The sequence below is a fragment of the Megasphaera cerevisiae DSM 20462 genome, from assembly GCF_001045675.1.
GTDB classification, from domain to species: Bacteria; Bacillota; Negativicutes; order Veillonellales; family Megasphaeraceae; genus Megasphaera; species Megasphaera cerevisiae.
In genome coordinates this window covers 46,132-59,632 of record NZ_LEKT01000015.1, presented here as the reverse complement: position 1 = coordinate 59,632, position 13,501 = coordinate 46,132, and the positions used below count along the sequence as shown (strand labels likewise).

The following is a 13,501-nucleotide window of genomic DNA, read 5'->3' as shown; positions in this document are numbered from 1 at the left end:
GCCATGACGGGAGCCGTCATCCACAGCAGGACCGCCCAGGACAGACCGGCGTACCATACCCGCCGCTGTTTCTTCCCTATTTTGTATTCCATAGCATTCCCTCATTTCTGTTTTCTATCTATTTTGATATTAAAAATCATTTTATGCCTGCCATTATAGCAAATAAAAATGATTCCTTCTACTCCATTCGGACGCCAAATGATCCATTCCGACATCGTTATCAAAAAAGAGATGGTACATATATACTATATGCGCCATCTCCACTGTATTTTGATATGCTGAAATTTTTTTATTGGCAGGCCTTTTCTGCCTTTTTTTGGTGAAATATGAGTCTTGCATTATCGTATATGCTGCACCTGCCAGATGATTCCATACATTTTTTCTTACAGGTATTCTCAGAAAAACTACCACAACCCTTTGGATTTCCAAAAACTGCGTTGCAGCATCACTAGAACAGTAAATATTTCCAGCCGTCCTAACAGCATGGACATGCAAAGAATTGTCTTGGAAAAAACAGATAGTCCGGCATAGGTAGATGTCGCGCCCGTAATCCCAAAAGCCGGGCCAATACAGCCCATCGTAGTCACACTGATACCGATAGCATCAAATACGTTGATGCCGTCCAGCGTAAGCAGCAAAGCCCACCACACAATAAATAACATATAGACGAAGAAGAAACGACCTACTAAATGGATCGTATCCGCGCTGATCGTACGGCCGTTCATCTGCAGCCGCACTGCCATCTGGGGATGCAGCTTCTGATATACCATAAGCCGCAGTGCCTTGACCAGAATGACGACACGGGATATTTTGATACCAGCCGCCGTAGAACCTGCGCAGCCGCCGCTGATCATCAGCAGCAGCAGAATATTTTTAGAAAAAGCCGGCCAGATGTCATAATCTGCCGACACAAATCCCGTAGTCGCAATGGAAGCTACCTGAAAGGACGCATACCGCAGCGCCGTACTCCATGTAACATCAAAGGCGTACAGCAAATTCAGTCCTGTCATCATGGTCGCTCCGCCCAAAATCAGCAAATAGGCTTTGAATTCCGTATCCTGCTTCAACACGGCAAGCCCTTTCTGATATACTCGATAATATAGTCCAAAGTTGCCGCCGGTCAACACCATAAAAAATGTCATCCAGCCTTCTACTGCCGGACTTTCAAAATGAGCCGCACTGTTATTGAAGGTCGAAAACCCACCGGCTGAAATAGTCGACAGCGCATGATTCAGCGCACTCATCCCATCCATACCGCACAATAGAAAAACAATAAAGGCAACAGCGGTAAATACCATATACATGCGGAACAGCACATTGGTCATATCATGGAGCCGCGGCATAATCCGTTCCCGTGTCGGACCTGTAGATTCGGCATTATACATATATACGGAGGATTGTCCGGCTTCCGGCAGGAGGGCAATAAAAATAACGATGATTCCCAATCCGCCAAGCCAGTGCGTCATGCTGCGCCAAAATAGAATGCTGTGCGGCAGTGTTTCTATATCCTCAATGACCGTAGCGCCGGTACCAGTAAACCCGGAAATGCTTTCAAAGGTGCCGTCCAATACCCCAAGATATCCTCCCAAAGCGTACGGAAGCATGCCCAATAGCGTTGCCAAAAGCCAGCCCAAGCCGGTAATGGCAATGCCTTCACGCATCGTCAGGTTATGCGTCCGTGCATAGCCATACCGCAGAAAGATACTGCCCAAGGCCGCACACAGCAGCAGTGTCAGCAGCAATGAATATATACTGTTTTCTCCGTACCAAAGGGCCATTCCCAGAGGAAAAGCCATCACGCCGGACTGTGCCAGCGCAATGCGCCCAAGAAACCGGCTTACAACATGTAGATCCATCTATGCCACCTCTTGCAGGAAGTCTATTATATTACCATGTATTTTTGCGCCAAAACGACGGCATCAGAAGAGCCAGGACCGTAAACGATTCGAGCCGTCCCATGAGCATAGAGAAACAAATAGCACCCTTACTGAACGAAGGAAGATCCGCGCAAGTAGATGTAGCGCCAAAAAGTCCAAACCCAGGGCCGCAGCTGCCCATAGTAGAAATACTGAGTCCGACCGCATCAAAAACAGGAATACCGTCCAGAATCAGGATAGTTGTCCATAACACGTTCAACATAACGTATACAAAAAAGAATCGCCCCACACCATATAATATATCTTCAGAAAACTCATCACCGTTGGATCGCACGTGAATCATCATCTGCGGGTGGATTTTCCTTCGTATGATCGCCCGGACAGTCTTACAAAGCAAAATAACCCGGGTAACCTTCAGCCCTCCCGCTGTCGAACCGGCACAGCCGCCTATAAACATAAGCAGCAATAGGATTAGCTTTGAAAAAGAAGGCCATTGTTCAAAATCACTGGATACAAACCCTGTAGAGGAGGAAATAGATGCGGCTTGAAATACTGCGGCACGCAGCGCTGCCTCTCCATCCCAACCGCTTTGCAGGATCAGATTCAAGGTCATCAAGAGCGTCGAAGCACCTACAATTCCTACATAGGCTCGAAATTCCGTATCCTGTAAAATAATAGAAAAACCTCGCTTCCATGCTGCCACATACATGCCGAAATTAGCGCTGGAAATGATCATGAAAAAGGTAATCCAGCCTTCGATACGAGGACTATCAAAATGCGCCACGCTGTTATTATATGAAGAAAAGCCACCGGTAGCGATGGTAGAAAAGGAATGCTCTAACGCTACAAGAAAGGGCATGCCGCAAGCCATATATACAATTGCTGCTACCGCGGTAAAAACGGTATAGACCGTAAATAAAGCTCTGGCCATTTCTTTGATGCGTGGCAGCGAACGCTCCGCGGTCGGTCCTGTGCTTTCGGCATTAAACATATGAACGATGCCGCGGCCAAATTGCGGAAATAGGGCAATGAAAATAACGACAATGCCCAGACCGCCGAACCAATGCGTAAGGGAACGCCACAGCAAGATGCTCTGCGGCAGTATTTCTAAATCACGGATCACAGTAGCGCCCGTCCCTGATAGCCCGGAAATACACTCAAAAATACCATCTAAAACGGTCAGATACCCGCCCGCAGCATAGGGAATCATGCCTAAAAAGGTCACCATGATCCACCCCAGACTGGTTATGGCTATTCCTTCACGGACGGACAAGGTATCGACAGGACGATGCCCGCGACGGATAAGCAGCTGTCCCCAGATAAAGCAGACGGCAATCGCTGTCAAAAAAGCCGGGATACTGCTTTCACTATAATATAATGCCGTCAGCACTGGTGCAATAAGCCCCAGCCCACAGGCGAGTGCCAGTTTTCCCAGCACAAACAGCACAACTTTAAAATCCATATTTTCCCCCGCCCCCTACCACTGGCGGTGCAAAGACTGCAGTCCCATCTGCACCACAATAAGGAACGAAAATATTTCCAGGCGTCCCAAAATCATCAAAAAGCTGCAATAGACTTTCATCCAGGCTGGCAGGGATAAAAAATCTGTAACGCCAAACAGTGAAGCCGTAGCTCCCACGCTGGACAGGCAGCCAATGGCCAGCCCCATGGATTGAAGCGGCGTAATACCGGCTAACGAAAGAATAATCATAGATATAAAAAACACCATCATAAATAAGAAAAAATAGCTTAGAACCTGGCTGATAACTTTCATTTCCACCGGAATTCCATTTAATTTCAGACTGACAACCATATGCGGATGCAAAATACGCCGCATTTCGTGAACGGCCATTTTCAGTAAAATAATAAGGCGCATAATCCGGATACCACCGGTCAATGAACCGATACATCCTCCGACAAATGCCAAAATAAAGAGGATAAACTGATCAAATTCAGGCCACAGCGGAAAAGCCGCCGAGACCAAACCGCTCGTACTGATAAAGGAAATGACCTGAAAAAATCCGAAGCGCAGACTGTCTGCCAGACTGTATAGTCCCTGATACCAAAGATGGACAGACACAATCAGCCCGGCTGCTCCTGTAAGAGCTAAAAAGGCACGCATCTCCTGATCCTGAAATAGATTTCGAATAGACTGGTAGGTTACACCTTTCCAATACAGCAGGAAGTTGCCGCTGGCCAGCAACATGGTAACAGCTCCTGCCAATTCCAGCGCTGGATTGTTATATGCCATAAAGGAGAAGAAGGAATTTCCGCCGCTGGTAGACACGGTCCGCAGGGCCTGGATCAGTGCCTGCGGCAGAGAAAGACCGGCCAGCCAATATAATGCGGCAGAAAAGAATGTAATCCCTGTATATATTATGCCGATCCGGCGGGCAGTTTGCTCCATACGGCTTACCAGAGGACTAAAGCTGACATTCCGCCGTACCGTCAGGGTTAGGCCAAATCGTCCGTTAACCTGGGGAATAACGGCAATAAGCAGTACAATAAAGGTCAGACCACCCAGCCATTCCATCATACTGTGCCAAAGAAGAAGAGACTGCGGCACAGTAGAGTGATCAGCAGCAAAGCAAGATATGCCCGTCGTAGTCCAGGCCGCAATGCTTTCAAAAAAAGCATCCAGACCGCCCAGCGTTCCGGAAAGGATATACGGAATCATGCCAATTCCTCCCAGCAGCAGCCATATACATGCCATGTACCATGCTCCCTCGGCCACCCCCAGCTGCCGTTTGTGATTTCTTCCCAGCCATGACAGTACCGCACCTATCCCAACCGTCGCCGCAATAGCGGGGCCAAAGTACAGCAGCCCGCCTGCCTCCTGCCAGATATACGCGCAGATCAGCGGTATGACCAGCATCAGGCCATTCAGCAACGCCACGCGCCCCAAAAGGAAAAACACCAGATTTCGGTTCATGCTAGTCCCTGCCTTTAAAATATTTCATAACGCTTTTAGAATGTGCCTTCTGCACAAATAGAATAATCCGGTCACCGGCCTGAAGAACAGATTGTCCATTGGGAATATAGGCTTCCCCATCCCGAACATACGCGCAGACCAGACATTCCCGCGGAAGACCTATCTCCATCAGGCGGCGACCGGCTACAAGCGCTCCTTCCTGCACAATAACTTCGACGGCTTCCGCTTTGGCTCCTTCGAGAAGAGATACAGATACGACGCCGCCGCGGCGAGCAAAAGCCAATACTTCACTGGCAGACAACAGTCTCGTCGATAACACAATATCGACGCCGACCTTCTCCATCAGTGAGCCGTACTCGTTGCGCGATATGCGGACAACGGTCTTCTTTGCCCCCAAATGCTTGGCAATAAGCGCCAGCATAAGATTTAACCGATCGTCCTCCGTCAAACAAATGACCGCATCGGCATCGGCAATACCTTCTTGCTCCAGCAGATCAATATCTGTACCGTCTCCGCAGATGGCCATGCCATTAATCAGTTTTTCTGCCACTTGCAGACACCGTTCTTTATTTTTATCAAAAATTTTCACCTTGACATCCTGCTGATCCAGCATCGGGGCAAGAAAACGTCCGGCCCGGCCGGCACCAATGATAATGGCTCGTTCAACCTTCAGCATATCACTTTGCACAAAACTTTTGCTGAACGCCTTGACCGCATCGGCGTCACCAATAAAATACGCGTTATCATGCGGCAGAAGCCGATCATCACCATGGGGGATAATCATGCGGTGGTCCCGAAAAATCATGCCTACCAGCACAGATGGCGGAATATTCATATTTTTAAAGGGAATATTGATAAACGGTGATTTACGGCGCACTTTGGTTTCAAACAGACGAACCTTACCGTTGGCAAAATCTTCTACGTTCAGTGCAGCCGGAGTCATCAGAATCCGGTTGATTTCACTTGCCGTAATAAATTCCGGATTGAGCGCCAGATCGATATCAAAATTCTGTTTCAAATAGTCGCCGGCTCCTGACAAAAATTGCATATCCCGAATACGGGCGGCTGTATATTTAATGCCATATTTTTTTGCCAGAATACACGCTACTATATTAATTTCATCAATGGCAGTGACAGCAACGAGAATATCGGCAGCGCGAATATCGGGATCATTCATAGTAACGGGGCTGGCACCATTAGCCGCAATAGTAAGTACGTCCAGCGTATTTTTCACCGCCTCCAAATGATCTTCGTCGTTGTCAACCACGACGACATCATACTGCTCATTGGACAATAGCTCTGCAATACTATATCCTAATTTACCGGCTCCTACAATTACTATACGCAAAAAAGCCACCTCCCTTAAAGATATATAAAGTTTATATTAAGATATACTTATTTATGTAATATACCACAAGGCAGCACCAGTGGCTAGTACAGATACTGGCGGTATACAAATTTTACACCGTTTTGTCCATAACTTTTCCTAGTCACTATGCGTCAAATATGATAAAATAAATTGTTTGTAATTATAAATTTATCAGAAAATAAGGGGTTTCTATGGCAAATAAATTTGTATCCGGTACCTTGATCCTGACGTTATCCGGATTTGTTGTCAAGGTAATCGGCAGCGTCAATTGGATTATTTTATCTCGAATTCTCGGGGGCGAAGGCATCGGCATTTATCAGATGGCTTTTCCAATTTATCTGCTGGCGCTTCAAGTTTCCAGTGCCGGTATTCCCATTGCGATTTCTATTGTTACCGCTGAAAAAGCGGCGAAACAAGATTATGGCGGGGCACAACGAATTTTCCGCATCTCTTTAACTTTGCTTTGCGCAACAGCACTTTTTCTCAGCATTATTGTTTTCTTTGGTTCCCGTTTTCTCATTGATCACCAAATTATCCGTGAAAGCCGTGCTTATTACTCTCTCATTGCCTTGGCTCCGGCCATTTTTTTTACAACGATCATTGCCGGCTACCGGGGATATTTGCAAGGCTGGCAGCAAATGACACCAACGGCACTATCCCAAATTGTAGAACAGCTTGTCCGGGTCGTCGTTATGCTTGGCTTTGCCGCTCTTCTCCTGCCTTACGGTCTGGATTATGCGGCAGGCGGCGCCAGCTTGGGTGCTGGCGCTGGCGGTGTCGCCGCTCTTCTCGTGCTTTTGTATTATTATTATAAGCTCAAGCGCACTCTTCCTACGGACGGGCCCATCTTTCCTCAGGAAAAAGGCATGCAGATTTTAAAAAGGCTCGTCATTTTGGCTGTTCCTATTTCGCTGGCCAGTATCATGCTGCCAGTCGTTTCCAATCTGGATCTGCTCATCGTGCCGCGCCGTCTCGAAGCGGCCGGATATTCCACAGCACAAGCCACTGAGTTATTTGGTTATCTCACGGGTATGTCCGTCCCGCTTATCAATTTAGCCACTATTTTGACAGCAGCTATGGCCATGAGCCTTGTGCCGGCAATCAGCCACAGCTTTACCCTTCATGAAACCAAGGATATTTACAACCGTACAGCCGGAGCTATACGCATCGCGCTCATGGTTACCATTCCATTCAGCGTTATGCTGTATGTCATGGCGGAGCCTGTCGTTACCTTTATTTATAACGCGCCTGCCGCCGCAGATGCTACACGAGCAGTCGCAATCGCAATTTGCTTTCTCGGGCTCCATCAGGTCACGACAGCAATTCTGCAAGGTCTGAAAAAGCCTAAAATTCCAGTCATCAATATGGTCATCGCCTGCAGTGCAAAAGTACTCTGCAACTGGTTTCTCGTCGCTATTCCGGCGTTCGGCATTACCGGTGCCTCCTATGCAACAGTTGCGGATATAGGCGTTGCGGCAGGTCTTAATTTGTTTTTTATTTATCGCAGCACAGGATATATTATCGACATCAAAATCATACTGAAAAATGTTTTTTCTGCCATTGTCATGGGCATTGCCATGTATTATGCGTATGCTCTTCTGCAGCTTCATATTGGCCTGTTCCTGAGTTTGCTTCTGACCTGTATAATCGGCTCAGTGATTTATATTGGTCTTATGATCCTTAACGGCGGAGTTACTGCAGAAGATGCCCAGAAAATGCCCTTCTTTGGACGTTTTTTCTGATATACTCCAATGTACAAAAAAGAGCCGGGGAAAATTTTTCCCCGGCTCTTTTTTGCACATGCTTCACCGCTTGTTATGATGCATGCTTAATACGTTGTGAATCAATAAGTGCCACCAGTACGAACGTAATGCTGCAGACAATCCACTCTAAATAAATGGGATGCGCCACAACATGTGTCGCCGGAATAAACTGCCAGCAAATAAGTGTAATAATCCCTGCTGCAGTCGTATAAAAAGCCGTGTTTTTCCGGCAGAGCCCTGGTAAAAAGATAGTTCCCAGAAACACGATCGTGAAGGCCGTTGTCAGAGACAAGCCAATGAGCATCGTTTTCACAATGCCGCTGGCATTAAATGCCATCCATAATGTTCCCAATCCGAGCAGCAGGACTGCCCAGCGATTGATAATCGTATATTGATGATCTGTAATACGGGGATTAATAAATCGCTTATATATATCCTGACTGAACAGCGTACCTGCTGCCAGCAGAATGTGGCTGCAGGTACCGATATCAGCCGCCCACAGCGCGGCCAGAGTAACTCCGGCAACGATGGGTTCCAGGCCCATAATCATATTAGGCAGCGCCAGCGTTGCATTTAACGCTGGATGGGCCACACGTGCAGCCATCCCCATAATCGCACACAAAAATCCGATGGGAAACATCATAACAGCTCCCCATAAGAAACCTCTTTTGGCCGTTTTTTCGTCAGCTGCAGCACAGGCAATTTGTACCGGTCCCTGTGCTGTCAAAGTCTGCGTAATCATGACGACAAACCATCCAATTACGGTAGCTAATCCCAACGGGGCAATCGGATCAAACCAAGCTACTCCAGCCGGCAGAGATAGTACCAATTGATCCCAACCTCCCTGCTTTTGAATAATGGTGAAGGTACTGATGCAGACACCGATATAAATCAATGTTACGCTTAAGATATTGGAAATTCCCGAAAACCATAACCCACCGATCAGGGTCGTACCTATAAATACAATAGCACTGACAATCATTCCCTGCTCAAAAGTAAAAAATTGCGGCAATAAGCTGGAAAGGATCGCGCCTCCCGCAATATATTGCAGTGACGTAATGACAAGTTGCACGGTAATCATGCCTAAAACAGCAATAATGCGTCCTTTTTTATCATAAAATCGTTCAAAAAATTCAGGAATCGTCGTACACTCCATCTTACGATATTTCCCCGCTGCCAAAAAAGCCATAACAATAGTGCCAGCTGCCCATGCTACATTGTATAAGCCGGCGGAAATTCCGTGGGTAAATGCATTTTCCGCCACACCTATCGTCGATGCCGCGCCAACCGCTGTCGCAGTGATATTCGCAGCTACCATAGGAGTCGTCAGCCCCCGCCCGGCAAATAAAAAGCCCACGCTATTCAGCGTGCGTTTTCGGACATACATACTGATTCCCACAAGAATACACACATATAAAATGACAATACCTAATTGAATACTCATGCCTTAGCCTGCTTTCTTATTAACTTTTATTATATTATTACGTATCGATATAAATTATACCATTGATTGCGTCTGTATAAAACAAAAAAATTATATTTGCATTTATTACTTTTCGACGGAAATACTGAAATATACCGGCTGCAGACATACTTCCAATAAAAAACGCTGCATCAAGAATGTATGTATTCCCACTGCAGCGTCCATCCCTCTCGAAGCGCGCCAATTTACGGCTGCGGAATATGTTCCGCCAAAGGCTTTGTCAGTTCAATATGTTCAAAATACCGATGTGTATCCCAAAGAATCGCACTAAAGGCACTGAAGGTAAGTCGGAAGCGAAAATGCTTAAAACTGATTGGTCCCTCAAAAAAAGGAACTCGATCCAAATCATAATGATCATCCCAAGGAAAATCTCGTCCCGTTTCTACCGTAAAACCATATTTATACCCGGCAGCCTTGGTTTCTTCCATTACCATATCATCAAACTTTCCTTCCGGAAATGCAAAAAAAGTACATGGCTTTCCCAGATGTTGTTCAATCACAGCCTTGGATTCCGTCAATTCACGGCGCGCCCCTTCTCTGTCAAAGCTGGTAAGGGGTTTATGGCTGACTGTATGTGACCCGAATTCCATACCATCAGCACTCATTTTTTTAATTTGCTCCCATGTCAAATATCCAGGCTTATCCACCAGACCTGTAATCAGGAAAATAGTGCCCCTCATACCATATTTTTTCATAATGGGATAAGCATATTGATAGTTATCAGCATATCCGTCATCAAAGGTAATCAAGACAGGCCGGTCCGGTAATGTTCCGTCACCACTCATATATTCATCAAATTGTTGCTGCGTAATAACATGATAATCATTATCGTGAAGATATTTCATTTGCTCTTCAAAATTTTTCGGCTTCATAGCCAGGCATGTTTGAAACTTATTATTAACCTGATGATAATTCAGGACCGGAACGCCAGTAAGCATATAATTGGTCGATCCAAAATACCAATACGAAAAAATACCCGCTACTAAAACGACAATCGTAAAAATAATGCCTACAAGCCAAGATAATACCTTTTTCACCGTAAGACTCCCTTAATGTGTGCTCCAAGACAACACAGGTTTTTAATAAGAATACCACATTTAAAAGTCAGGTACAATGCCATATTATAACTACTCCTGTATCGTTTTGGTAAAGCCATTTTCAGCGAGCCAGGCATTATTATGAGCAGCCAGTGCCTCTTGTACTTCTTTAAGGCAGATATTTTCCATATCAATCGTTTCTTTCGTATGCGTAACATATTTCGTTTCTTCATACAGGTAATTTTTTAATTCTTCTGCATCCACTTTTTCTTTCAAGGAAAAACGGATATCTTCTGATTCCTGCAATTTTTCCAATAATTTCACCCAGCCGGTATATTCTTCTTCACTAAGACAAAATTCACCATATTCATCCGTGCTCATCCGATCCTGAGAACACAGTACGCTCTTGGCATAATCCTGCCCCGTTTCGCGATCGTATACATGGATCTGCCGTTCTTCATCATTTACATAAACGCGCATATCGTACCCCCTGATATTTATACGTAATGACTGCCTGATGCCCACGCGTATACAAAAAAATCCTGCAGATTGCTCTGCAGGATTCTGCATGGACTAATTAAGCTTCCGCTTCAACCGGATATACACTGACTTTGCGGTTGAATCTACCAGCACGTTCAAAAGCAACTTTTCCAGCAACCGTAGCAAATAACGTATCATCTTTGCCGATGCCTACGTTTGTGCCCGGATGGAAATGTGTGCCGCGCTGGCGAACGATGATGTTGCCGGCTTTTACAACGACACCGTCATGACATTTAACGCCCAGACGTTTGGATTCACTATCACGGCCGTTACGCGTGCTGCCTGTCCCTTTTTTATGGGCAAACAATTGCAAATTAAAATTAAACATTCCGTCCACCTCCTGACGTCTATGAATCGAACACGACATAGCTTTCATACTGCCGTGCTATTTGTTCTAATCCCAATTTCATGGTTTCCAATATGATCTGCGGCGACGCATCGCTGCATGGATCAACATGGACTGATAAAAAACCATCCTGCATATCATATTTCACCGCATCCGGCACATATTTCATGAGCCCCAAAAGGGCTGTCTGTGCCAATGCAGATACAGCAGCACATACAATATCACTGCCCGCTTCATCATATCCGGAATGGCCAGATATTTCAAACCCGTTTAGTATATGATGTTTGTCATGCTGCAGCATTATGATAATCATTAGCCTTCAATCTTTTCAATGACAACCTTGGTAAAAGGCTGACGATGCCCCTGACGGCGGCGATAGTTAGACTTAGCCTTGTATTTAAAAACAAGAATTTTCTTTTCTTTACCCTGTTTCAAAACCTTAGCAGTAACCTTAGCACCTTCAACCACGGGAGAACCGACTTTTACATCTCCGTCATTAACAACTGCCAATACCTGATCAAATACTACTTCGGAATCAACATCGCCAGTGACTTTTTCAACAAAAATGTTGTCGCCTTCCTGGACACGATACTGTTTTCCACCTGTTTTAATAATTGCGTACACGAGTGACACCTCCTCATTTATATACTCGCTGAATACGGCGCCCTATGGACTTATGAGCCTCTTCATGCGGCTTATCTGCCTAGCCACTTATGCTACGACCTTATAAGTGTAAACTATTCCGCCTTCATTGTCAATAGACAGTAGCGGCAAGATACATATTTCGGTAGAAATACATACGCTTTAATGCCATTTCCGGGCGCATAAGCAGGTATAAAAAACAGCAATGAAGCCATCGTATTCCCACCAGACTTCGTTGCTGTTTATACTGCAAGGGTAAATTTATCAACTTGACTTAATTACCGTTATGATCAAAATAATCTGCCAAGCCTTTTACAATGCTTTCTGCAAAATTCTGCTGCTGTGCCTCTGTATTCAGAGCATCTTCTTCAGCCGGATTGGAGATAAATCCCAATTCCAAAAGCGTTGCCGGCATGTTTGTATGGAGCAGGACGTAAAAGTTGGCTGTCTGCACGCCCCTGTCAGGGAAGGATGTGGCCTGCATATTCTGATCATGAATATACTTCGCCAAGCCATAATCATAAGGCGTCTTGCTGTTATAGTATGCGGTCACGCCGCCCGCATCGGCTGTCGAAAACGAGTCAATATGAATGCAGACAAATACATCTGCTTTTGCTGCGTTGGCAATATTGCAGCGCGCCTGCAGTTCTTCGACCGCTCCATCATTCGGCGCATAGACATCAACATCTGTAGTCCGTGTCATAACAACTGTCGCACCAGCATTCGTAAGAAGCGATGCCACCCGTTTCGAAATTGCCAGCGTAATGTTCTTTTCCTGTGACTTAGCGCCGATAGCTCCGGAATCCGTACCACCGTGTCCCGGATCGACGCAGATGACCTTGCCCTTCAAGCCCTTGGTCAGATTGTAGGATTGACTGCCCGCATAGGACGGTATAGTTGCAGCATTCGATACGGCAGATTGCTTTAGCTGATTATTTTTGTCCTTGGTTGTGCTGGCAATACCAATTTTATCATCGTCCCAGTGACGCCATTGCTTTATTTTACCGGACTTGTCATTGATATCAATGACAACACGACTTGCTGATTTGGCATTATCTGTTCCCGGCAGCGTGAACACCTTCAAATCATCCTTCGTCACGGCATGGGGAACTTTAAAATTAATATCCGTGCCGGATGACCGCTGTGTCAGTGTAATATCCGAGACAACATTACGATTGCTGCTGCATTCCGTATCCACACCTTTTGCAATTTTTGTGTTCGGCAACGTCACCGTTACATACCGTCCGGTTTTGTCAATAAACAGCCTTGGATTGACCTTACCGCTGATATCCAGTACAGTGCGGACAAACGGCGTATTTGCATCATTTCGCGTTGCCGTACGAACACTTGTGATTTCCGTGCTGCTGGCTGCCTGGGCGGAAATAAACGGGACCATGCAGATCAGCATCAGCAACGGAAGTATGAAATATTTTCTCAACACGTAGATCTTCTCCTTTTATAAGTTTTAACTTGTACATTATACCACATGTCAGAAATATATGAAATACGTGC

General features: G+C 45.8%; 12 protein-coding genes. 1 reads left to right on the top strand and 11 read right to left on the bottom strand.

Annotated features, from left to right (window positions below; translation table 11 throughout):
* Positions 1 to 404 precede the first annotated feature (404 nt).
* Genes AB840_RS06300 through trkA form a run of 4 tightly spaced genes read right to left on the bottom strand, consistent with a single transcriptional unit; the run spans position 405 to position 6,157 of the window.
* A complete protein-coding gene (locus AB840_RS06300) occupies positions 405 to 1,856 on the bottom strand; it encodes a TrkH family potassium uptake protein (RefSeq protein ID WP_048513987.1) in 1,452 nt (483 codons plus the stop codon).
* A 31-nt stretch (positions 1,857 to 1,887) separates the two neighbouring features.
* A complete protein-coding gene (locus AB840_RS06295; RefSeq protein WP_048513986.1) occupies positions 1,888 to 3,339 on the bottom strand; it encodes a TrkH family potassium uptake protein in 1,452 nt (483 codons plus the stop codon).
* A gap of 15 nt (positions 3,340 to 3,354) precedes the next feature.
* Positions 3,355 to 4,809 carry a TrkH family potassium uptake protein gene (locus tag AB840_RS06290; protein ID WP_048513985.1) on the bottom strand — a complete coding sequence of 485 codons (1,455 nt, stop codon included), beginning with the start codon at positions 4,807 to 4,809 and terminating at the stop codon, positions 3,355 to 3,357.
* 1 nt (position 4,810) lies between these two features.
* Positions 4,811 to 6,157, bottom strand: a complete 1,347-nt coding sequence (gene trkA / locus AB840_RS06285; RefSeq protein ID WP_048513984.1) for a Trk system potassium transporter TrkA — start codon at positions 6,155 to 6,157, stop codon at positions 4,811 to 4,813.
* A gap of 212 nt (positions 6,158 to 6,369) precedes the next feature.
* Between trkA and AB840_RS06280 the strand changes: the two genes are divergently transcribed.
* Positions 6,370 to 7,920, top strand: a complete 1,551-nt coding sequence (locus AB840_RS06280; protein WP_048513983.1) for a putative polysaccharide biosynthesis protein — start codon at positions 6,370 to 6,372, stop codon at positions 7,918 to 7,920.
* Positions 7,921 to 7,993: 73 nt separating this feature from the next.
* Here the strand turns inward: AB840_RS06280 and AB840_RS06275 are convergent, their stop codons facing one another.
* The 7 genes from AB840_RS06275 to AB840_RS06245 form a co-directional block, all read right to left on the bottom strand.
* The gene (locus AB840_RS06275; protein WP_048513982.1) at positions 7,994 to 9,385 is read right to left on the bottom strand and encodes a sodium:solute symporter family protein; all 1,392 of its coding nucleotides are present in this window, start codon (positions 9,383 to 9,385) and stop codon (positions 7,994 to 7,996) included.
* A 224-nt stretch (positions 9,386 to 9,609) separates the two neighbouring features.
* Positions 9,610 to 10,461, bottom strand: coding sequence for a polysaccharide deacetylase family protein (locus AB840_RS06270; protein WP_048513981.1), 852 nt, complete (start codon positions 10,459 to 10,461; stop codon positions 9,610 to 9,612).
* Between the two features lie 90 nt (positions 10,462 to 10,551).
* The gene (locus AB840_RS06265) at positions 10,552 to 10,941 is read right to left on the bottom strand and encodes a hypothetical protein (protein ID WP_048513980.1); all 390 of its coding nucleotides are present in this window, start codon (positions 10,939 to 10,941) and stop codon (positions 10,552 to 10,554) included.
* A gap of 97 nt (positions 10,942 to 11,038) precedes the next feature.
* Positions 11,039 to 11,329 (bottom strand): 50S ribosomal protein L27, encoded by a 291-nt coding sequence (gene rpmA / locus AB840_RS06260; RefSeq protein ID WP_048513979.1) that lies wholly within the window; start codon positions 11,327 to 11,329, stop codon positions 11,039 to 11,041.
* 19 nt (positions 11,330 to 11,348) lie between these two features.
* A complete protein-coding gene (locus AB840_RS06255; protein WP_048513978.1) occupies positions 11,349 to 11,660 on the bottom strand; it encodes a ribosomal-processing cysteine protease Prp in 312 nt (103 codons plus the stop codon).
* Complete coding sequence (gene rplU / locus AB840_RS06250; RefSeq protein WP_048513977.1) at positions 11,660 to 11,971, bottom strand: 50S ribosomal protein L21; 312 nt, start codon at positions 11,969 to 11,971, stop codon at positions 11,660 to 11,662. Before rplU ends, AB840_RS06255 begins: the two co-directional genes overlap by 1 nt.
* 292 nt (positions 11,972 to 12,263) lie before the next feature.
* The gene (locus tag AB840_RS06245) at positions 12,264 to 13,430 is read right to left on the bottom strand and encodes an N-acetylmuramoyl-L-alanine amidase family protein (protein WP_234984804.1); all 1,167 of its coding nucleotides are present in this window, start codon (positions 13,428 to 13,430) and stop codon (positions 12,264 to 12,266) included.
* Positions 13,431 to 13,501: the final 71 nt, after the last annotated feature.